The following is a 20924-nucleotide window of genomic DNA, read 5'->3' as shown; positions in this document are numbered from 1 at the left end:
CCGCTATTTTTCTTCCATGCTCTCTAAATATTTCACCGCATCATCAAAAGTGTCTACCGGAACAATCTCCATTTTGGTTTTTATATCCTCTGCAGTTAATTTTGCAGCACGATAGTTTGAATCCGCTGCTCCGTTTTCATTTGGTGCAAAGAAAACAGCTGCACCTGCCTTGTCTGCAGCTACTATTTTTTGTTCTATTCCACCTATTGGTCCAACCTTGCCTTCTGTATTAATTGTACCAGTCCCTGCAATTTGATAACCTTTCGTTAAATCTTCCTCAACTAATTGATTATAAATCTCTAATGAAAACATTAAGCCAGCAGACGGACCACCAATATCAGCGCTATCAATTGTCACTTTAGGCTCTACTTGAATTTCCTTATCATCAACAAGGGAAATACCTATCCCAACTTTCCCTGTCTCAGGCAGTTTTTTTACAGGGATTTGAACAGTCATCGATTTTAAATTGCGTTCAATTGAAAAATTCAGTTCTTCCCCTTCTTTTTTCCCTGAAACATAGCTAATAAATTGCTCTGAAGAGTCAAATTTATTTCCATCTACTTCAAAGATTCGATCACCTGGTTCAAGTTTTCCTTCTGCAGGCATACTCTTTAACACATTTAATACGAAAACTCCATTATACTCGTAGTTCACTGTAATTCCTGCTTTTTTATAAGCAATTTCTATTGCTGATAATTTCGAAGAATCCATTAAATGGAGCTGTCGAACATTATATTCCTTGTCTGTCTCATCGTCTCTCCTAATTGCATCTAAAGGGAATAACTCCTGATATTTACTAAACTTAGCAATTGCATAAGAGTAGATGTTAGCTCTTCCCATCCTTACAGTTGTTAACATAAAACTTCCCTCTTCATCATAGCCGTTTTCAACTTCAATGATCGGCTCAAGCTCTTTTGCCATGCCTGGTTTTGATACATAATAAGGCAAATAAATAAAGGAGCTAATTATGACAAAGATAATAGCTGCAACAAGGGATCGTCCATAAATTTTTTTACTCATTCAACAGGCTGCTCCTTCCACTCTTCAATCATTTTTTTTATGGAGAGAATATGTTTCTTCGTTTCATCTTCTCCAATTTGGATAATTTCATCAATATTTGTAAACGCTCTTGAGCTATACATTTCTACACTTGGCCTTATTATAATATCCGCAGCCACTACCCGATGGCCAACGAGCTCCATTTGCATGATATCAAGGCTTTGCATAATCACATCATAGATGGATGTAATTTCTACACTTGTTTTAACATGTGAGACATCTATTGCAATAATGATATCTGCTCCCATGTCCTTAACAACTGATACTGGGACTCGATCAACCACAGCACCATCTACTAATAAACGTCCATTCACTTTTTCAGGAACAAATATTCCTGGAATAGAAATACTTGCCCGCACTGCATCAGCAATTGGCCCTTGGTCAAATACGACCTTTTCTCCAGTCATCAAGTCTGTCGCTACCACTCGAACAGGAATATCTAATTGCTCCAACGTCTTCCCATGAGTGAAAATTCGAATGAGCTCTTTTACTCGTGCACCAGCAATAAAACCCATTCTTGGAACAGTAAAATCCAAATAATATTTTCGTTTAAAAGCCGTTGATAATTTATAAAGTCGATCAATATCAAGTCCTGCACCATAAAAACTACCGACCATTGCTCCCATGCTGCTTCCAGCAATTAAATCAATCGGTATTCCCTCATCCTTCAAGACTTTAATTGCTCCTAAATGAGCGAACCCTCTCGCTCCACCAGAACCAAGTGCCAGACCTATCTTTGGGCGATGCAAAAGAATTCCTCCTTTATGTGAAAATCATACAAAACTAGGAGTTAATATGTTAAATGAATAGATTGGATAATGTGCATCCTCTGTTCAATCTTATGGTCTTTTTTTTCATTCTATGAGTATATTAATTTATATGAGGACAAGTCTGAAAGGCTTTGGCTTCTTTATATTATATTAGCAAATTTAATGAAAAGCTATTTTCAAAATGTAAGTTCACCTTTTGAGGGAGGCACTGCCCGTGTTCCGATCGAAATTAAAAACAATTATTCTTGCTCTAACCGTGTCAATGATGGCAATTTCACTTATTTTATTTCCCCAAGAATCTGTCGATGCCTCCATAAGAGGACTAAATATGTGGTGGGAAATTGTTTTTCCTTCACTTTTGCCCTTTTTCATCGTATCAGAAATGCTAATTGGTTTCGGAGTTGTAAAATTTATAGGTGTCCTGCTCGAACCTCTTATGAGACCATTATTTCGTGTACCTGGAGTTGGTGGTTTTGCTTGGGCAATGGGTATGGCAAGCGGATACCCCGCTGGTGCTAAATTAACTACGAGATTAAGACAAGAAGGGCAATTATCGAAAGTGGAAGCAGAACGACTTGTTTCCTTCACAAACTGCTCAAATCCACTTTTTATCTTTGGAGCGGTTTCTGTTGGCTTCTTTCATAATGCAAAAGTAGGTGTTATCCTTGCTATTGCCCATTATCTCGGCAATTTTACGGTTGGTCTCCTTATGAGATTCTATGGGCGAAACCAAGAAACTAGTAAGAAAACACAAAAAAGAAAGCCATCACTTCGATTAGCCTTTTCTGCACTACATCGTACAAGAATAAATGATAATCGCCCACTCGGTAAGCTCCTCGGTGATGCTGTAATGTCTTCAATTAAAACATTACTTATGATCGGTGGTTTCATTATCCTTTTTTCAGTCATTAATAAATTGCTATTCCATTTAGGCATTACAGGTATATTAGCAAGTGGACTAGAGTATCTTCTATCAGCACTTCATTTACCTACTGAATTAAGCATTCCTTTTATCTCTGGATTATTTGAAATTACGCTTGGAAGCCAAATGACGAGTCAGATTCAACAGGCGACATTAATGGAACAAATTGTCATTACCAGTTTTATTTTAGCCTTTAGTGGATTTAGTGTTCAGGCACAAGTTGCAAGTATTTTAGCTCAGTCTGATATTAGCTTTAAACCTTTCTTTATTGCAAGGATCTTTCATGGTTTTTTTGCTGCCATCTATGCTGCTATTCTCTGGAACCCAATTTATGAACGATTCTATAACACAGAGCAGCCATCCAACGCAATCCCAGTCAGCTTTTTCAGTGAAGAATCCTGGTTGCAAAAGATGTATAAACTATTAGTTGAAGTCGGGCCACTTATTACCATTTTTGCTTTAGCATGCTATGTACTCTTATTAGCCAAACAAATGGCTAAAAATTAACGAACGAGCACTTAATGTGCTCGTTTTCTCTATTTAGCAAATTTGTCCTTTAATGCTTCTTCAACATAAGCTGGGACAAGTTCTGAAATATCTCCGTTATATTTCGCAACTTCCTTCACAATACTAGAGCTTAAGAAAGAATATTGATTATTCGTCATAATGAAGAAAGTTTCAATCTCATCATTTAACACTCGGTTCATTGAAGTAATCTGCATTTCATATTCAAAATCAGACACTGCACGAAGACCACGAATAATAGCGTTTGCATTCACACTTTTAGCATAATCAACTAAAAGCCCTTGGAAAGAATCAACTTTCACATTTGGTATATCCTTAGTAACTTCTTTAATTAATTTAATTCTTTCATCAACTGAAAAAAGTGGTTGTTTTGAAGAATTATTCAATACAACGACATATATTTGATCAAAAACCTTTGCCCCTCTTCTGATGATATCCAAATGTCCGTATGTAATTGGATCAAAACTACCAGGGCAGACAGCGATAGCCCCCATATATATCCCCCTTATTGTCTTTCATATATCGTTATTGCAATCATTCCATACTTCTCCTGTTTTCGCTGAACGAGTTGTCCAACAATAGGAGGCAGAACAATTTCTGAACCGTGCTCACAAATAATTAATCCATCCTCTTCAAGTAAATCCTCAGCTTGAATGAACTCCAGTAATTTCAATAACTGTTGTTTTTTATAAGGTGGATCTAAAAATATTCTATGAAAAGTAAGTTCTCTTTTCAATATTGCCTTTAATGCTCTTTCAGCATCATTTCGAAAAATTTCCGATTGATCTTCAAATTCGCATATTTTCACATTTTCATGAATAGTCTGAATCGCTTTGCCATCCCTATCCACAAAAATAGCCTTATCTGCCCCTCTGCTCAAAGCTTCTATTCCAAGACCTCCGCTGCCAGCAAATAAATCAAGACATACCCCACCTTCAAAATAGGGGCCAACCATATTAAAAATTGCTTCCTTTACTTTATCTGTTGTTGGCCTCGTCGAATGACCAGGCACTGCCTTTAATTGCTTCCCTTTTCTCGTTCCTGAGACAACACGCATTTAAATCACCACATAACTATTCCAATTTAATCTTTTTTCCCTCCTATCCTACCACAATTCATTCCTATCGCCAAATAGAAAAGCGGAAGCGCATCGTTCAGGGGCGACAAGAAAAAATATCTGTTATTTGTGTATATCCATTTCTATTATGGAAATAATGTGTATAACAGCATCTATTCGAGGATGTTGTTGCCAACCGCGGAGAAGACTTACGTTTCCCCATAAGTTCTTCCTCCGGTTTCTCCTCTCCCTTTGCCTTCTATCCTAAGATAAGGATATAGAAGGACCCTGCAGAAAATTCTGCAGGGTTTTCTTTTTTCATTTATACTTTCGAGTCTTATAGTCGCCTAATATAGATCTTTATAAAGATAATTTAATCTCTTGTTCTCCTTCTTTAAACTGAACATTAAAAATCATTTTAAGCCATTCTTTACTTATATAGTACTTTCCATTCAGTTTCGTTAAAGGATTTTCAAGCAATCCATAATCTTCCTCATTATAAATAAAAATATTCTTATTTAAATAAAATCGATAGGTGCTATTCTCCCTAATCACGAGCATCATTTCTTGATCTTGAAGTTCACTCACTTCAAAGCCAAACCCCTTAATAGTTTCTACAAATGGATACAGCATCGTTCCATGATCATAGATTACTTCTATTTCCTCATTCTTAGTATCAGCTATATACACGGATCTTGTATCATAATAATATAGTGGATAAAACTTCGCATGTTCAGTTGTATTCATCTTGAAGAAATATGTATGTAACCCTTTTATTTGATAAATAAACTGATCCAATTTTTCCGCATTTATTTCTCTTGTTTCATTATTTATATAGTTGAAAAATGAAGTAAGCTCCTCTTCTGACAGCTTTTCCGTTAATTCATTCAAAATAGCCTTCGCCTTATTTGTTATTGGTTGCAGTTTTGCCTTGTAAGAAGTGAAAACATCTAAAATCCACTCTTCTTCAACTGAGAATCCACCAAATTTCCATTCATAATAATACTGAATAAATTTCCGCTTCAAATTATCCTCATTTGTATTAGGTGAGGTAAAGATCATCCCATTAGCCATTTTCTCGCCAATCTCATTCGTAAAGACTACCGAAACATAAGGGAAATCACCTAAGCTATCGAGCTCCACCATGAATGAAGACTTTTTTTCAGCATCCTTTTGTTCTGTGAAAAAAGCAATATCATTTTCATTTATTGATTTGAATAATTCAATAGGCTGCCAATAAAGAGCAGGGGCATCACCAACTGCTGTAAATAAATAATAATCAATGAAATCCAGTTCTTTTATTCCCTTTTTAGGTGCACCGACTATCCATGTGCCCTCTCTTCTAATTGTGTCAATAATTTCGATATCAGAGCTGTTGATCTTGACATCAAAAATCGTGATTGTCCAATTTTCGAGCAAAAACGCAGAATGACTATTTTCGATTGGGATTTTATATTGAAAAATCATTTCTTTATGATTAGGTATCAAAGTTTGTGGATCTTCATCCTTTGATTCACATATTCCCCCATTCTCATCCGTACAAGACCAATCAAAGATATCATTAGGAATAATAACCTGATATGGCTTCTTTGCTGATAAGCCAGATATGACTTGAGTAATATGCAAATCCTTCTCACTTGATTCAACCGTAATCTCCTGTTCTACCATTACAGCATCTTCATTTATATGGTTATCCTGCTTAGAGTACGCCTTCCATTGCCACGATAACATTCCTCCAATAGCCGTAGTTAGAACGACAAAAATCAGACTAGCTGTTCTCCACATTGGAATTCCCCTTACCTTTATTTCTTTATACTAACCATATCAAATCGGAGAGCAACAGTCACATGAAATTTTCATCAATTTCGCAAAAATTGTCGTTTTTTTAGGAATATTGGATGGATACTTCTATTTTCAAAAAGAAGATGATACAGTATGGAGGGTGTACGCAAAATTAGACAGCTTAAGTTCCACTTAAAATTAGAGGAGGAAATATAACTTGATTCAGCGTTTTATTGAAATCGGAGAAGGCTTTTCCGATATTTATGAATTAATTGAAATTGCAAAGGCAAATGAAGCAAGACTAAGCCATATGATGGCTTTTCATACAACGATCAATAAAAAAGAAGTTACTTCTCTTGTTGTGATCCTACAACCAACAAATCCTGGTAACTTTCAACCACTTTATATTTGCAGAGAAGGCATCCCAAATCCACATTCAATCCCTAATAAGCGCTTCGATCTGTTTGCCGAAGCAGCAACAGAACTGCAAAAAGAGATCATTCAGCTTGATATTAAACCTTCGATCATGTTTGCTGAAAAGGAATTATTCTATCAATATTTAATTGGGATTTTACGATTAAATCATTATATTCCACCTCTCTGCTAGGCAATAAAAAAGTTGAGAGTTATCTACTCTCAACTTTTTTATTGCCAGCATATATGCCTCAATCCCTTTATTGTTTGAAGCTTTACTTTATATACCCATTTTATAATCATACTCTTTTGCTTTATCTGGTTTCGAATTTTCAAATTCCATTTTTAGAAACGGCTTATACGAAGGCTCCACTTTTTTTACAAATGAATAGGCATTGATTTTCGCCATCAGGCTTTCCGTTTCCTCAATGTCACAATATACGACTACATATTTTAACCGTTTGGAAACAAAATGGACATTACCGAATCGGCGTAACATTTTTGCTTGCTTTAAAGAATAAAGCCAAACAATAATTCCTTGTCTTTGACCTTCCATCATTTCTTCCCCTTTAAAGACATGGATTTCCCCCATGTCAATCCGATTTATGAACAGCCACAACTTCCTCCACTGCCACATCCCCCGCCACAGCTCGATGAACTGTCAAAGAACGGATTTCCAGTTGGAACTTTAATTTGCTCAGAGACAGAACGTCCAATGATTGCACTTACCTCATCTAAAATTGCTTGTAAGCTATTCTCTGCACGTCTAAATTCAGCAACATTTTCATCCATATCTACTTCTCTTTTTAATTCTCTAATCGATTTCATCACTGTTTTATAATCTGGATGATATTTTCCGAATCGCTGAACTTCCTCATAAAGGTCCTTCATTTTAACAAATTCATGGATTTTTTTTTGTGTTTTTTTACTTTTTTTCAATCTATATAAACATTGGCGGTAATACTCCGCCTCCTCAGAATCAATAATCATATTAGCTAGTTGATCTGCTCGATCTAAAATTTCTATTCCTTCTATTGTAGCAAGCAAAATAAAGCTCACCTCCGTTTCATATTTTACCATGAAACAAGGCAAAGTGAAAGTTATCAAATCGTCACATCAAATTCCTTTTCTATCACAATGGCTGAATTATCTGCCTTTACAACTACTAATTTCAGATGGTTCCTCCCAATAGGCAACCCTTTGACAATAAAAGCAGCTGAAGAGATTTCCTCCTTCTTTATTCCATTTACATACAATATAATTTTCCCTCTGTTGCTAGCAGCTGTCTCTCTAAAAGAAATTCCTTGTATAATACATTCAATAAATACATTTTGACCATCCACCTTATGATTAACATAAAATGGCTCAATCTCATTTATTTCAAATACAGAAACAGGAATATCATTATTCATTTGAACAACTTGTAGTGGCTGTACACTTATCTTTGCTTCCGGCTCAGGGATATCTTTCTGACAGCCGGTGATTGCTAATATTGAGAAAGCTATAGCGGTGAATATAAATCCTTTCAAGATAATCTCTCCTTTATTCGTTCATGCTCAACTTTTTGATATGTAATTATTGTGTTCCTTGACCAATCTTTTTACTCTTTAAGGAAAAATTGAGAAGACTGTTTTCGTACACATTGTTGCTTATTAAGATAAAATTGGTAGAGGTTGATTTCTGCGTACGTGTGCTCCCTTTCCGCGGGGTAGTCTGCTTGAGCCTCCTCATCGCTTACGCTCTTGCGAGGTCTCAGCTGTCCCACGCATCCCGCAGGATATTGAATGGACTTCTTGAATTCACACCGCACGAAGGAAATGCGAATGCATTTTCGAGGAGTCTCGCACCTTCCGCTCCAATCAACTGACCTATTTGGTAAACCATTCAGTCTAACAACTATTTTAAAAACAACAATCTTTTAGTAAAGAGCCATTGAAAAAAATAAAAAGCCTTCTCCTTCATAGAGAAAGCTTTTATTAGGATTGTGAATTCATTGCTTGAAACATCCCCATCATCATAGATGCCATTTGAACACCATTAGAAAACTTTTCTACCTTATGTGGGATTGTATTTTTATAATAATTTAGAGCAGCCACTTCTAATGTCTGAATTTCATGAGGATTACGTGATAATCTTCTGTACCAAATCGGCTGCTCTCGAACGAACTTTTGTAATTGCTTATTTTGTCCTAAGTAATTAATAATATCTTGTCTCATCTATCGTACCTCCTCTTTAATCCTTATTAAACACAAAAGGGCTGCTCAATTTTGTCTCAGTCACCTTAGAACTGACTGTTGAACCAGATCCCCCTTGAAATTGCGCCAATACACCTTGCACGGTCCCTAGCGCTTGACTAATATTCTGAACATAGCCCTGCATTTCATTCGGATCCATCTTTTTCATCGCGCCTAAGATCGTACCAAGCCAATCTGTTTTATTTTCCCCAGCATTTGCTTCCGTTTTCGCTTCTTGCTTTGATTCCATTCGGTACGCATCCCATCTAGAATCGTCTTCACCTAACAAGTACCAGTCTTCATATAATTCCTGCCATGTATTTTTTCCCGACCTGACTTCCTTAACAATCTTAGGATTTGCTTTCACAAACGATTTGAATTGTTCAACAGAAGGATGGAGATTTTTTTTCACCATTTCCGTTCACCTCTTCCTGTTACAATTACCTACTATACTTTATGAATGATGAAGAAAATGGTGAAAAGATAAATGCCAAAAGGAATCTTTAATGTTACGATATGAATGCAGATAAATTCGAAAAAGGTGAATAGAAATGAAAGAACAACTTAGGGTGCTATTAGAAAATTGCATGGAACAAGCCTCAGACGAGGAAATGGAAGTATTAGAAGATATTTTACAAGGGTTTAACAAAAAGCAAATGAAGCTGAATAGTTCATATATCGGCGGCCTTCTTCATATGGACCGTACGATGAATGATGAAATATGTGAACTTACCGTTCCTTTAACTCCTCTATTAAATAATAATTTAGGGATCGTTCATGGCGGAATTACCGCAACAATTATTGATTCTGCAATGGGCACTCTTGCAAATTCGCTACTGCCAGAAGGATATGGCGCAGTAACTACACAATTAAATATTCATTACTTGACGATTGGGAAAGGAGATTATTTGCAGTGTAAGGCAAATATCGATCATAAAGGGACAAAAAGCATGGTTTTATCAGCTGCAGTCTATCGATCCGATGGCAAGAAAATCGCTCAAGCAACAGGCAGTTTTTTCATCATAAAGAAAAAAAGAGCTTAAATACTAAGCCCTTCATTCTTCCTGCCACTTTTCAATAAAGTTTTGTGTGTAATGCTTCTTAAACACACCTACTCCTAGATGAGTAAATTGTTCATTTAATAAGGTGTCTCGGTGTCCCTTACTATTGAGCCAACCTTCCATGACAGCTGGTGCATCCATATAATTTGCAGCAATATTCTCACCAGCTGTTTGATAAAATATTTCTGCCGCATCAAGCCGATCTGATAATTCTCCATATTTTACTGATGTATGTGAAAAATCATTTGTTTCATACATATCCTTACTATGCGCAAATGCAACATCCGCAGTTTGTTCATCCCACTCTATCGGCCGAAAGCCATACCTTGTACGAAAAACATTTGTAATATCAAAAATCTGTTTTTCTGTGCTCTTCTCGATTTCTTCTTCATAAATAGATGAAGGCGGCGTCGATTCTAGCAGCTCACCTCTATATACCATTTCATAGGGACGTTGTTTAATTAAGGATTCTATATCTAGAACTCGAATACTTGATAAAGTGCCTGTAAACTTATCAATATGCAACTGTATATATGCATGACCAATCGTGATCAGTGGTCGTGTATTCATATCATCTTCTGATAACTCAAACATGTAAGAACTGCCTTCATAATCAAGGCCTATATTGGCTTCAATCGATGTTAAATGATAGATGTCAGCAATAGACTGACCAATCTTAAATGGGGGAATATCTACTTCTGCACCAGTTGCATACATCGTTACTACCTTATCATCAGCCACACCTACTTGAACATAATTATGTAAATTAGTTTTATAAATCCACCAGTCATAGCCATAAAAGGTTGGATCTCGTCTCAATGGCTCTCCTAATGTATGAATCAATTCCTTGCTCGTTTTTCCTACCAGACTAATTAATCCTTCTTGAGGATAGTCTAATTGTGAAACATCTTGAACATCGACAGATTCGTCCAATGATTGATCAAGTTTTGGTTGTTGACGTACTCCATTTACCAATACATCTCCATTATTATCAAAATTAATATTAAATAAAAAGACAATTGCAAGCAATCCGGAAATAAGGACTAGAATCCGAACAAGATTTCGCACAAGGATTACCTCCTTTCTATCTATACTGTATTAATTATATATTCTTTTCTTAAGGAAAGTATATCATTATTCCTATCCAAATCTACTTAAAAAAAGAATTTTCTGATAACGCAAAAAGAACACCTATTATGGTGCTCTTCCTATTATTACAATGCTCATCTTCCATTCTGCTATTATTCCACAATTAATATTGTCCAATAATAATGATAAGGCCCACCTTCAGAAACAGCTACCCCAATTTTTTTCGCCCCTTTATTTAATATTCGCTTACGATTTTCATGAGAATTCATCCAAGATATGAACATTTCATTTGCAGATCGATAGCCAGCCCCTATATTCTCATTTACATTTTGATAAGAAATATGTAAGTACTTTAACATTTCACCCGGACTCCCATATGTAGGCGAATGATGAGAAATATATTCTTTCTCCATCATGTCGATCGATTTAAGAGAGGCAGCCCTTGAAATGATGGAGTCAACTTTTAATGAAAGTAAACCAGCCTTCAATCTTTCTTTGTTTATAAGTTCAATCAGCTCGCTTTCTTCTTTATTCAAAACATTATTATTTTCGCGTAAATCAACTTTCCCTGGTATGATCACTATCTGCCCCGGGTAAATAATATCTGGGTTGATAATTTGGGGATTACTATTAATTAACATTTCTAAGTCTATATCATAATGAATAGAAATTTCCCAAAGTGTATCTCCATCATTGACAATATATTTTGTTTGGGCAGATATATTCATTCCAAATGCGAAAAAGAAAATGAGGAAAAAAAGACTAGCAATTTTCCTTCTCATTTAATAATCCCTCCATCCAACATTATCATTTCCCAATTACTATTTTTTCTTGCTATTATTGAAAATCTTTACGATTTAATGAAATATTTAAATGAATGAATGGGATTCTTTCATGAATACATTGCATAATCGCCCTATTTGAACTATTATTAGATTTGGGATAAAACTTGTAATATTAATTCAGCTAAGCTACTGTTAGCTTTAATGAATTGTTTTTTAGGAGGGACAAATATGAAGTTCGAAAATACTGGTTTAGAAAAAATGAAAGCAGATTTAAATCGTTTAGATGATTTAATGGATTCTTATGGACTTGTACGTGCAGGTCAATGGGATTATGAAAGAGTTACATACGACCGTAAATTTGTTTTAAAAGAAGGCACTTACTACTTACGAGTATTTGGTTATGCATCTGAAGGTGATGTTGGCGCTGATGAAGCAGTTATTCAATTAATGACACCAGCATTAGGCAAACATTACTATCCTCATGGTGTTGAATATGGCGAGGATGAGGTTTACCCAAAAACACTTGTAAGCCAATGTGAAAAAATTCTAGCAAACGTTTCTGCTGAAATTGAAAAATTTTCCAACTAATAGAAAAGACGCATTTAATATGCGTCTTTTCTTTTTTATTTAAACTGATTTCCATCAACTAATTTCACACTTTTTCGAGAGTAGTTTTATTAAAACCCTAAAATAGCTTTAATAGTTGAGGTTGTTTCTCCACCATGGAAAAATACATATAATAATAAATATACTGCAACACCTGTTATTGCGGTAATAAACCATACAATACTTGTGATTGGCCCTAGTTTCCTGTGAAGTGACAATTTATTTCGATAACCAGAAATTAATGAAATCAAGCCTAAAACAGCTCCAATAGTCGCTAATGTAACATGGAAGATCAGAAAGATCGTATAGTATATTTTAAGATTATCTGGCCCACCAAAAGCGGTATTGCCAATAAACACTGTTCTGCTCATATAAATAGTAAAGAATATAATCGCAAATATCCCTGCAAATGTCATTGTTTTCTTATGTGCATCGATCTTACGCTTGCGAATTTGTCCCCATCCGATCGCCACAAAAATCGCACTTAAAACAATAAAGGTTGTACTAATCGTTGGTAAAATTGGTAATGAAAATTCCATACCTGTCTCCCTCTCCAATTAATGTTGCTATGTATTTTTGCTTATTCTGTCATTATAACTTATCTAATCAATTACTAAGCCTTTTTATGAAAAATAGTGCTTAAATGTTCACATATTTATTAAGAATCGTGATATTTTACATTCCCAAAGAACCACAATTGTTATAAAGCCCTATCCAGACGGACAGGGCTTATCTTACTCGATCAATTGTGGATTCAACCGATGCTGCTTTTCCGCCTCTGTTTCACCCTGCTCATTACGATACCAGCTAAAGAAAACCTTTGCTAATACAAAGCCATAAACAACTTCCTGAATAATTTTCATCACAATTCCACCAAGCTGCTGATCATCTAGGAGGGACATTGAACTGAATACTTCTGGTCCACTTAATGTTAAGCCGGCCAAAGTCGTACCTGGTACACAAAGCTCAAGCGCTTTCGCCCATGCATTTGGATCCGAAAAAGTTGCATATAATGGGACATCCGAGAAAATGATTAACGCACACGCAGGTAGAAGCAAAGCACCACCAGCAAAGATATATCCCACTTTCTTTAGACCACTTAATGTATGTTGATCTTCAAGCTGATTAATAAGTGGCCACCAGAAGAAAAAGGAAACGATAAATAAAATGCTCGTGTAACCTGCATGGAGCCAAATATCTGTTTTAACTAAATCAAATACTAACGGAATATGATAGATTGAGAAAATCCCATTAAACATTATTAATGCAACAACAGGTTTTGATAAAAGATTAAACATCTTTTTAATGACATTATTTTTAAACAAAGTTCGCCAAATCCATTTGGGAATACCATAGATAAACAATTGTGGAATGATTAAACATAGGACAGCCATTTGAGTCATATGTGCGTAAAACGTAAGATGCCCTAATAAATCAACCGGAGACCCTTTAATAATATATAAAAGAATGATCCCTAACGAAAAATTAACTGCCTGACCTATTGTTAGTCGTTCACTTTCTATGAACTTCTTTCGATATTTAGTCATAAAAAGAAAATAACCAATTAGAATAAGGACTAGGGAAATTGCAAAGTATGGGCTCCATAATGCTCGAAAGCCAAAGATAGAAATAGACAAATGATTTTCACCCCTTCACTCTCACTTCTAACTACACTTTAATTATACGTTGATTCTATTAAAAAACAAAGAAATCAGCTATTTGATTATTAGCAATATTTCTTCTATACAAAAAGAAACCGGCTTTTCAGCCGATTTCTTTTCTATTTTTTACCACCAAATAATCGTTGTATAGCAAAGAATCGTAACAAATGCTACTACCATCCCTGCATACATAAATAACTTTGGCGCCTCATGTCCTTTATGACTCATATGCATGAAGTAAAATAATTGGAAGATCACTTGAACACCTGCAAGTAGAAGAATAAACGGAACAACGAACCAACCAGAAAACTCCTCATATGCAACTGCAACAAAAGCAATTAATGTTAAGAAAATCATTAATGCAAATGAGATGACCTGGTGTCTCATTTCTTCCGCATTCTTTTTACGGCGATATTCAATGTCTACACGAGGATTGCCTGAATTTAATTGTTCATTTGTCATCAGTTATCCCACCATTCCCATTAAATATACTACTGTAAAAATAAATACCCATACTACATCGATAAAGTGCCAATATAAACTAGCAACATAAAATTTAGGTGCATTGTATAAGTTTAATCCACGCTTACTGTTTCGAATCATCAAAGTAGTGATCCACAGTAATCCAAACGCAACGTGTGCTCCGTGGAATCCAACTAAAGTATAAAAAGCAGAACCGAATGCACTACTAGTAAATGTATGCCCAAATTCATGTACATAGTGATTAAACTCATAAATTTCTAATCCTAAGAAACATAATCCTAGAACAACTGTAATCCCTAGCCATATTTGCATTTTCTTGAAGTCAAAGTTTTTCATATGGTACATAGCATATACACTCGTTAATGAGCTTGTTAAAAGGATCATCGTCATCACAAATACTAACGGAATCTCAAATAAATCCTTTGCTAAATACATATCACTTCTTGGAACAGAATCCTTTAAAGCAAGATATGTGGCAAAGAGAGAGGCGAAAAGTACGGTCTCTCCCCCTAAGAAAAACCAGAAACCTAAAAATTTATTCTTTGCTTCGAGGGTTTGTTTTTCAGGCGAAGCAGGCCATTTTTCAACTGTCATTTTTTCTTCAACATGCATTATGCCTTCCCCCCCAAATCTTTATCATCTAATAATTCCTTTTTCGGAATATGGTATCCATGATCATCTTTAATTGAGCGAACAAACATTGATCCTAAAGTAAATAATAGACCAAAGATCAATACTGGAACTCCCCATGTATTCCCTTCATCTCCGTGGAACATTGCACCAAATGCAGCGATGAATAGTCCTAAAGAGATCGTAAACGGAATGAATGAATTGTTTGGCATATGAATGTCACCAATTGGTTCAGCAGGTGTCATCCCTTTTTTCCCATCCATTTTTTCTAGCCAATAAGCGTCTAATCCACGAACAAGTGGAAGTTGCTTAAAGTTATAATATGGCGGTGGTGAAGGAAGCGCCCATTCAAGCGTACGTCCATCTTCCCAAGGATCATTTCCAACCTTTTCATTTTTAACACTTGTAATAACAACGTTCACTAATAATACAATAACCCCAGCAGCCATTAAGAACGCACCAATTGAACTAATGACGTTCGAGGTTTCAAAACCTTGGCCAGGTAAGTATGTGAATACACGACGCGGCATACCCCAAAGCCCTAAGAAATGCTGGATAAAGAAAGTCATATGGAATCCGACGAAGAATAACACGAATGTAATCTTCCCAAGGAATTCATTCAACATCGTACCAAACATTTTCGGCCAGTATAAATGTGCGCCCGCGAATAATGCGAATACTACTCCTCCAACAATAACGTAATGGAAGTGAGCAACAACGAAATACGTATCATGATATTGATAATCCTGAGACGCAGATCCTAGCATAACGCCTGTTACCCCACCCATGATAAAGGAAGGAATAAAGGCAATCGCCCAAAGCATCGGTGTTGTAAACCGAATACTTCCGCCCCACATAGTAAATAGCCAGTTAAAAATCTTAATACCCGTCGGTACAGCAATCGCCATTGTCGCAACTGCAAAAATGGAGTTGGCAATTGGTCCAAGACCAGTTGTAAACATATGGTGAGCCCATACCATGAATCCTAGGAATCCAATTAATACTGTAGCAAAAACCATTGATGAGTATCCAAAAAGTCTTTTTCTTGAGAAAATCGCAAAGATTTCTGAGAAAATACCGAATGCAGGTAAAATTAAAATGTACACTTCAGGGTGACCAAAAATCCAGAAGAAATGCTCCCAAATAATTGTATTTCCACCCATTGCAGCATCAAAGAAATTTGCGCCGAACATTCTGTCAAAAGTCATTAAGAACAAGCCAACTGTTAGTGGCGGGAAAGCAAACAAGATTAATGCTGATACGATAAATGTCGTCCAAGTAAACATTGGCATACGCATATAAGTCATACCAGGAGCTCTCATATTAATGATTGTTACAAGGAAATTAATACCACCAATTAGTGTCCCTAAGCCGGCTATCTGCAAGCCTAATGCGTAGAAGTCAATCCCATGCCCTTCCGAAGTAATGGAAAGAGAAGCATATGAAGTCCAACCTGCATCAGGCGCGCCTCCCATAAACCATGAAAGGTTAAGGAAGATTCCACCAAATAGGAATAACCAAAAACCTAAAGCATTAAGAAACGGAAAAGCTACGTCACGCGCACCAATTTGTAGTGGCATAATCGCGTTCATAAAAGCAAAAACAAGTGGCATGGCAGCTAAGAAGATCATCGTCGTTCCATGCATCGTTAATATTTCATTAAAGAAACCTGCACTTACAAAGTCATTATTTGGTTTAAGCAGCTGAATACGGATAAATAAGGCTTCTAAACCACCAACCAAAAAGAAAAATCCGCCAGCTATAAGATAAAGGTGGGCAATTTTTTTATGATCTACTGTTGTTAAGTAGTCCCATAACGTTGCCCCAAATCCTTTTTTCTGAGCAATGGTACTCACAATTTAACCTCCCCTTCAAAATAACTAATCCTGAACTTTTAATCCCATTAAATATGCAGTTAACGCATCTAATTGCTCAGGCGTTAATTTACCATACGTATCAGTCATTTTATTCCCTGGCTTAAATGTTTCTGGATCTTTCAGCCAGTCTTTTAAGTTTTCTTCATTATTCTCTAAGTAACCTGCAATAATTGAACGCTCACCAAAGTTAGTTAAATTAGGTGCTAGACGCGCCTCTGCTGGTGTACCATTTGAAGGTGTAACTGCGTGACAACCAATACAGCTTTGGTTAAAGATTTCTTGACCTTGCTGCGCTAAATCTGTCGTTGCAACTTCAGCTTCTTCTACATTCTTCATATCACTTACCCACTGATCATACTCAGCTCTTGGAAGTGCTTTTGCTTTAAAATCCATAAGAGCATGTGATGGTCCACATAACTCTGCACATCTTCCTTGGAATAATTCATTCGGGTCAACATGCTCACTATCAAATTCTAACCAAAATTTATTGACGTTCTCAGTGTTATTGTCCATCTTTCCTCCAACAGCTGGAATCCAGAATGAATGCTTAACATCTGAAGCAATTAAATTGAAATATACTTTTTCATCAGTAGGAACAACTAATTCTTGACTAGTTACAATTCCTTCATTCGGGTATTCAAATTCCCACCAATATAAGCTGGCACGAACATTGACAACAGTTGCATCAACTGTCCCATCTTCATTCTTTCTTTCCATAGCATCAACATCAGCAAATTTAAAGATTGATACAACAGTTGGAACAGAAATAATAAGAATTAATAAAATCGGTATGACAGTCCAAATAATTTCTAAAGCATGATTTCCTTCAACTTGTTTTGGGATCTTATCATCCTTACGACGAAATTTCACCAAAACAACAACAAAGATCACTGCAACGACTGCCATTACTGCTAGCATAATAACGGTACTAAGCACCATTAAATCATATTGCTTTTGAGCAACCTCACCAGCAGGCTGTAGCGTTGATAAATGCGGTTGACCACTACAAGCGGAAAGTATAAGCGATACTAGTGCAAACAATGAAACTAGACGCCATTTCGCAAGCCTTTTCATAAAAAAATCAATCCCCTCTTTCTTTTGAAATTCTTTAGAATTTTTCGAATAGAAAATTATGAATAAATTCTTTCTATAACTTAGGAACAGAAAGAATTCCTAACAAAGTTGAAGTATGACTTTTATGTAGTCATCTAATAATAATTACTATTAAATTAAAACAATTATTCTTTTTAATTTAATATAGAAGTAGATAAAAGAAGTTTTTATATAAAACTTATTCATACTAGTTTTCATCTTTAACAAAAACCTTATCCACTTCATATTTTTTTATAAAAGTGTGATTATTACCATAGCAACAAACATGATAGTAAGGTATTGTAATGAATATACAAACATTAAAGTTGCCCATTTGATATCGTCATTGAACTTTCTAGCATATATACCTGTAGCAATCCATCCTATATTTAACAATGTTGCCAGAATAATGAATGGTAATCCTAATTTAGGAAGAAAAAAAGGAAGTGGCATTAATGCGGCTATCCAAATATAAATATGGCGCTTCGTTGTTTTAAAACCTTTGACAACCGGCAGCATCGGTACCCCTGCAGCTCTATATTCTTCCACTCTTCTCATTGCAAGTGCATAAAAGTGTGGCGGCTGCCAGAAAAACATAATTAAAAATAGTGTCCATGCCATAATATCTAGGTTTGCATCAACTGCAGCCCAACCAATTAAGGGCGGAACTGCGCCTGAAAAGCTACCAATAACCGTATTTGATACATATCTTCTCTTCGACCAAATTGTATAAGGTACAATATAACTAAATACACCTATTAATCCAATAACTACTGCAGTTACAGTCGTTAACATCAAGAAAATAGTACCTGCAATAATCAATATAAAGCTCATAATTGCGACTTTCTTTGGGGTTGTTTTCCCCGTTACTGTTGGTCTTTTCTTTGTTCTTTCCATTAATGGATCGATATCACGGTCAATATAATTATTTAAAGCACAAGAGCCAGCAATAATTAACCCCGAACCTATTAATGTAAAGAAAACAATATGTAAATTACCAAAAAACCCCATACCTGAGAAATGAAGTGCGAGCCATAAACCTGTAAAGGTTGTAATTAGGTTTGAATTCACAATACCAATCTTAATTAAATCAAGAAAATCCTTCCAAGCAGTCGTTGTCACTTCATTTTCTAGACTTTGACCATTGTTTTTAACTGCTGATTCAATGGCAGCCCTCGAGTTCGACATATTTTTATTTCCTCCTTTATCCCTTATTACAAATACACCATTATACACTACAACTACTATAAATCATTCGAGCTGGCATTGCTATATTTGCAATAAAAAACGAAGGGCCCATCAAATATATTATGAGTGCAATAATTTTTACTATAACCAAAGTGTAAACCTTGTTAATTTCTTCCGTAAAAAACATTACACCTCTCTCTGTATATTAAATCACACTTTTTGTGTTTTTTGTGAACGTTTATTGAATAAATTGTGAACGTTTTGTGTCAGATTTCTTTTTTTGTTAAAGATTTGTTGTTTTTCTGCCATAATATAAAATGATAGATAAAATTAATTCATTTACTTAGACTGGTTTCATTATTTATCATATTGCCTCTTTCTATTTCTAACAAACTCTATTTAAACTTTCAACCCTTAATACTATAAAAATAGTGAAAAAGTAGCAAATTTGTTGAAAAACATATTTTTATCCATTACTATCAGTAAAGCTCCATGTATTTTCTACTCTTTTTTCTTTACATTAGATAAGTTAGCAGTAAAAGAAATCAAGAGGAATATAAAAAATGAAAAATAGCTTTTATTATTTAAAGAAGGTGAAATAATTTGCAACGATCATTAAAATGGTTGGCTGTATTATCAACAATTGGAATGCTATTAATCCTCCTAGGTGGTGCACTTGTAACAAAAACTGATTCTGGGATGGGGTGTGGACGATCCTGGCCACTATGTAACGGGGAGTTAATCCCTACAGAAATTACAGCTGAATTAGTAATTGAACTAGCTCATCGCGTCGTTTCAGGTGTCGTAGGAATAATGGTATTAGTATTATCTGTATGGACATGGAAAAAAATCGGCCATATTAGAGAAACAAAATTCTTATCATTTTGTTCCTTTTTCTTTCTATTATTACAAGGTTTGATTGGTGCAGCTGCTGTTATTTGGGGACAATCTGATTTTGTTCTAGCACTTCATTTCGGAATTTCTTTAATTTCCTTTGCAACAGTATTATTATTGACACTACTTATTTTTGAGGTGGATAAGAAATTTGAAGCTGAAAAAGTTATCTTGGATCCCCGAATGAAAGCACATATTATCGGAGTCTCTATCTATAGTTATATCGTTGTTTATACTGGTGCACTTGTCCGCCACGTCGAAGCAAGTCTAGTATGCAGAGATTGGCCACTATGTATTAATTCAACTTTTGCCCTTCCTGGAAATATGCATGAATGGGTACAAATGGGACACCGCGCTGCGGCAGGGTTAATTTTTATTTGGATTGCATACATCGCTTACTTAGCAATTACACATTACAAAGGACAAAAGGTTATTTATTGGGGCTCCGTCATTGCCTTTGCACTCGTTACACTGCAAGTAATTTCTGGTGCATTAGTTGTACTGACTAGATTGAACTTATTTATTGCACTTGCCCATGCATTTTTCATTTCTTGTTTATTCGGGATTTTGAGCTATCTCCTGCTATTAGTATCACGAAGCAAGAGAAATGCGCTTGCATTAGAAGAAGTAACATCTAATAAGGACAAATTAGTACCAACTCCACCTGTTACTGCACAATAAAAATATCAATTATTGAGAAAATATATACTATTTTCCGCTTAAAAATAAGGCTGTTTTCGTAAACATTGTTGCTATTTTACACATAATTTTGGTGAAGGTTGATTTCCACTCCAG

Annotated in this window: 24 protein-coding genes; 5 read left to right on the top strand and 19 right to left on the bottom strand. The window is 35.5% G+C overall.

What is annotated here, in order from left to right; translation table 11 throughout:
* Positions 1–3: 3 nt before the first annotated feature.
* On the bottom strand, positions 4–1020 hold the full coding sequence (locus J2Z40_RS02770; protein ID WP_066393322.1) for a SepM family pheromone-processing serine protease: 1017 nt from the start codon (positions 1018–1020) through the stop codon (positions 4–6).
* Positions 1017–1808, bottom strand: coding sequence for a patatin-like phospholipase family protein (locus J2Z40_RS02765; RefSeq protein ID WP_066393320.1), 792 nt, complete (start codon positions 1806–1808; stop codon positions 1017–1019). The genes J2Z40_RS02770 and J2Z40_RS02765 overlap by 4 nt, the downstream gene beginning before the upstream one ends.
* 235 nt (positions 1809–2043) lie before the next feature.
* On the opposite strand from J2Z40_RS02765, the gene ylbJ reads away from it, so the two are divergent.
* Entirely contained in the window at positions 2044–3258 is a 1215-nt protein-coding gene (ylbJ, locus tag J2Z40_RS02760; protein ID WP_066393318.1) for a sporulation integral membrane protein YlbJ, read from the top strand.
* Positions 3259–3287: 29 nt separating this feature from the next.
* Here ylbJ and coaD read toward each other — a convergent pair whose 3' ends face one another.
* From coaD to J2Z40_RS02745, 3 genes are all read right to left on the bottom strand, one after another.
* Complete coding sequence (gene coaD / locus J2Z40_RS02755) at positions 3288–3770, bottom strand: pantetheine-phosphate adenylyltransferase (RefSeq protein ID WP_066393317.1); 483 nt, start codon at positions 3768–3770, stop codon at positions 3288–3290.
* Positions 3771–3781: 11 nt separating this feature from the next.
* Positions 3782–4333, bottom strand: a complete 552-nt coding sequence (gene rsmD / locus J2Z40_RS02750) for a 16S rRNA (guanine(966)-N(2))-methyltransferase RsmD (RefSeq protein ID WP_066393314.1) — start codon at positions 4331–4333, stop codon at positions 3782–3784.
* A gap of 360 nt (positions 4334–4693) precedes the next feature.
* Positions 4694–6118: a stalk domain-containing protein gene (locus tag J2Z40_RS02745; protein WP_066393311.1), complete on the bottom strand. Its 1425-nt coding sequence runs from the start codon at positions 6116–6118 to the stop codon at positions 4694–4696.
* A 214-nt stretch (positions 6119–6332) separates the two neighbouring features.
* On the opposite strand from J2Z40_RS02745, the gene J2Z40_RS02740 reads away from it, so the two are divergent.
* Positions 6333–6722, top strand: a complete 390-nt coding sequence (locus tag J2Z40_RS02740; protein WP_066393303.1) for a DUF7147 family protein — start codon at positions 6333–6335, stop codon at positions 6720–6722.
* Positions 6723–6809: 87 nt separating this feature from the next.
* Here the strand turns inward: J2Z40_RS02740 and J2Z40_RS02735 are convergent, their stop codons facing one another.
* The 5 genes from J2Z40_RS02735 to J2Z40_RS02715 form a co-directional block, all read right to left on the bottom strand.
* On the bottom strand, positions 6810–7085 hold the full coding sequence (locus tag J2Z40_RS02735) for a YlbG family protein (RefSeq protein ID WP_066399211.1): 276 nt from the start codon (positions 7083–7085) through the stop codon (positions 6810–6812).
* Positions 7086–7132: 47 nt separating this feature from the next.
* Positions 7133–7576, bottom strand: a complete 444-nt coding sequence (locus J2Z40_RS02730) for a YlbF/YmcA family competence regulator (RefSeq protein ID WP_066393298.1) — start codon at positions 7574–7576, stop codon at positions 7133–7135.
* Positions 7577–7632: 56 nt separating this feature from the next.
* Positions 7633–8058 carry a hypothetical protein gene (locus tag J2Z40_RS02725; RefSeq protein ID WP_066393296.1) on the bottom strand — a complete coding sequence of 142 codons (426 nt, stop codon included), beginning with the start codon at positions 8056–8058 and terminating at the stop codon, positions 7633–7635.
* A 447-nt stretch (positions 8059–8505) separates the two neighbouring features.
* A complete protein-coding gene (locus J2Z40_RS02720) occupies positions 8506–8745 on the bottom strand; it encodes a YlbE-like family protein (protein ID WP_066393294.1) in 240 nt (79 codons plus the stop codon).
* 16 nt (positions 8746–8761) lie between these two features.
* Positions 8762–9178 carry a YlbD family protein gene (locus J2Z40_RS02715; protein WP_066393292.1) on the bottom strand — a complete coding sequence of 139 codons (417 nt, stop codon included), beginning with the start codon at positions 9176–9178 and terminating at the stop codon, positions 8762–8764.
* A gap of 136 nt (positions 9179–9314) precedes the next feature.
* Between J2Z40_RS02715 and J2Z40_RS02710 the strand changes: the two genes are divergently transcribed.
* Positions 9315–9806 carry a PaaI family thioesterase gene (locus tag J2Z40_RS02710; RefSeq protein ID WP_066393290.1) on the top strand — a complete coding sequence of 164 codons (492 nt, stop codon included), beginning with the start codon at positions 9315–9317 and terminating at the stop codon, positions 9804–9806.
* Positions 9807–9818: 12 nt separating this feature from the next.
* Here J2Z40_RS02710 and J2Z40_RS02705 read toward each other — a convergent pair whose 3' ends face one another.
* Both J2Z40_RS02705 and J2Z40_RS02700 read right to left on the bottom strand, forming a co-directional pair.
* Positions 9819–10892, bottom strand: a complete 1074-nt coding sequence (locus J2Z40_RS02705; RefSeq protein WP_342590313.1) for a CAP domain-containing protein — start codon at positions 10890–10892, stop codon at positions 9819–9821.
* Positions 10893–11065: 173 nt separating this feature from the next.
* Complete coding sequence (locus tag J2Z40_RS02700; RefSeq protein WP_066393286.1) at positions 11066–11695, bottom strand: CAP domain-containing protein; 630 nt, start codon at positions 11693–11695, stop codon at positions 11066–11068.
* 231 nt (positions 11696–11926) lie between these two features.
* Here J2Z40_RS02700 and J2Z40_RS02695 point away from each other — a divergent pair, with 231 nt between their 5' ends.
* The gene (locus J2Z40_RS02695) at positions 11927–12286 is read left to right on the top strand and encodes a YugN family protein (protein ID WP_066393284.1); all 360 of its coding nucleotides are present in this window, start codon (positions 11927–11929) and stop codon (positions 12284–12286) included.
* Positions 12287–12375: 89 nt separating this feature from the next.
* On the opposite strand, the gene J2Z40_RS02690 is transcribed toward J2Z40_RS02695, so the two are convergent.
* The 7 genes from J2Z40_RS02690 to cyoE form a co-directional block, all read right to left on the bottom strand.
* Complete coding sequence (locus J2Z40_RS02690) at positions 12376–12843, bottom strand: DUF420 domain-containing protein (RefSeq protein WP_066393281.1); 468 nt, start codon at positions 12841–12843, stop codon at positions 12376–12378.
* 195 nt (positions 12844–13038) lie between these two features.
* Positions 13039–13941 (bottom strand): cytochrome c oxidase assembly factor CtaG, encoded by a 903-nt coding sequence (gene ctaG, locus J2Z40_RS02685; RefSeq protein WP_066393279.1) that lies wholly within the window; start codon positions 13939–13941, stop codon positions 13039–13041.
* A gap of 150 nt (positions 13942–14091) precedes the next feature.
* Positions 14092–14427, bottom strand: coding sequence for a cytochrome c oxidase subunit IVB (gene ctaF / locus J2Z40_RS02680; protein WP_066393277.1), 336 nt, complete (start codon positions 14425–14427; stop codon positions 14092–14094).
* A 3-nt stretch (positions 14428–14430) separates the two neighbouring features.
* Positions 14431–15060: a cytochrome (ubi)quinol oxidase subunit III gene (locus J2Z40_RS02675; RefSeq protein WP_066393276.1), complete on the bottom strand. Its 630-nt coding sequence runs from the start codon at positions 15058–15060 to the stop codon at positions 14431–14433.
* The gene (gene ctaD / locus J2Z40_RS02670) at positions 15060–16934 is read right to left on the bottom strand and encodes a cytochrome c oxidase subunit I (RefSeq protein ID WP_066393274.1); all 1875 of its coding nucleotides are present in this window, start codon (positions 16932–16934) and stop codon (positions 15060–15062) included. Before ctaD ends, J2Z40_RS02675 begins: the two co-directional genes overlap by 1 nt.
* A 24-nt stretch (positions 16935–16958) precedes the next feature.
* Positions 16959–18029, bottom strand: a complete 1071-nt coding sequence (gene coxB, locus J2Z40_RS02665; protein WP_066393271.1) for a cytochrome c oxidase subunit II — start codon at positions 18027–18029, stop codon at positions 16959–16961.
* 270 nt (positions 18030–18299) lie between these two features.
* Entirely contained in the window at positions 18300–19235 is a 936-nt protein-coding gene (gene cyoE, locus J2Z40_RS02660; RefSeq protein WP_066393268.1) for a heme o synthase, read from the bottom strand.
* A gap of 603 nt (positions 19236–19838) precedes the next feature.
* Here cyoE and J2Z40_RS02655 point away from each other — a divergent pair.
* Positions 19839–20810: a COX15/CtaA family protein gene (locus J2Z40_RS02655; protein ID WP_066393265.1), complete on the top strand. Its 972-nt coding sequence runs from the start codon at positions 19839–19841 to the stop codon at positions 20808–20810.
* Positions 20811–20924: the final 114 nt, after the last annotated feature.

Source organism: Cytobacillus eiseniae, assembly GCF_017874625.1.
GTDB lineage: Bacteria > Bacillota > Bacilli > Bacillales > Cytobacillaceae > Cytobacillus > Cytobacillus eiseniae.
This window is presented reverse-complemented; position numbering and strand designations above follow the sequence as displayed.

What these genes read in the sequence shown, in the direction of transcription:
- J2Z40_RS02770 (WP_066393322.1), bottom strand. Translation starts at nt 1,020, where the DNA reads ATGAGTAAAAAAATTTATGGACGATCCCTTGTTGCAGCTATTATCTTT.
- coaD (WP_066393317.1), bottom strand. Translation starts at nt 3,770, where the DNA reads ATGGGGGCTATCGCTGTCTGCCCTGGTAGTTTTGATCCAATTACATAC.
- rsmD (WP_066393314.1), bottom strand. Translation starts at nt 4,333, where the DNA reads ATGCGTGTTGTCTCAGGAACGAGAAAAGGGAAGCAATTAAAGGCAGTG.
- J2Z40_RS02745 (WP_066393311.1), bottom strand. Translation starts at nt 6,118, where the DNA reads ATGTGGAGAACAGCTAGTCTGATTTTTGTCGTTCTAACTACGGCTATT.
- J2Z40_RS02735 (WP_066399211.1), bottom strand. Translation starts at nt 7,085, where the DNA reads ATGGAAGGTCAAAGACAAGGAATTATTGTTTGGCTTTATTCTTTAAAG.
- J2Z40_RS02720 (WP_066393294.1), bottom strand. Translation starts at nt 8,745, where the DNA reads ATGAGACAAGATATTATTAATTACTTAGGACAAAATAAGCAATTACAA.
- J2Z40_RS02715 (WP_066393292.1), bottom strand. Translation starts at nt 9,178, where the DNA reads ATGGTGAAAAAAAATCTCCATCCTTCTGTTGAACAATTCAAATCGTTT.
- J2Z40_RS02710 (WP_066393290.1), top strand. Translation starts at nt 9,315, where the DNA reads ATGAAAGAACAACTTAGGGTGCTATTAGAAAATTGCATGGAACAAGCC.
- J2Z40_RS02700 (WP_066393286.1), bottom strand. Translation starts at nt 11,695, where the DNA reads ATGAGAAGGAAAATTGCTAGTCTTTTTTTCCTCATTTTCTTTTTCGCA.
- J2Z40_RS02695 (WP_066393284.1), top strand. Translation starts at nt 11,927, where the DNA reads ATGAAGTTCGAAAATACTGGTTTAGAAAAAATGAAAGCAGATTTAAAT.
- J2Z40_RS02690 (WP_066393281.1), bottom strand. Translation starts at nt 12,843, where the DNA reads ATGGAATTTTCATTACCAATTTTACCAACGATTAGTACAACCTTTATT.
- ctaF (WP_066393277.1), bottom strand. Translation starts at nt 14,427, where the DNA reads ATGACAAATGAACAATTAAATTCAGGCAATCCTCGTGTAGACATTGAA.
- J2Z40_RS02675 (WP_066393276.1), bottom strand. Translation starts at nt 15,060, where the DNA reads ATGCATGTTGAAGAAAAAATGACAGTTGAAAAATGGCCTGCTTCGCCT.
- coxB (WP_066393271.1), bottom strand. Translation starts at nt 18,029, where the DNA reads ATGAAAAGGCTTGCGAAATGGCGTCTAGTTTCATTGTTTGCACTAGTA.
- cyoE (WP_066393268.1), bottom strand. Translation starts at nt 19,235, where the DNA reads ATGTCGAACTCGAGGGCTGCCATTGAATCAGCAGTTAAAAACAATGGT.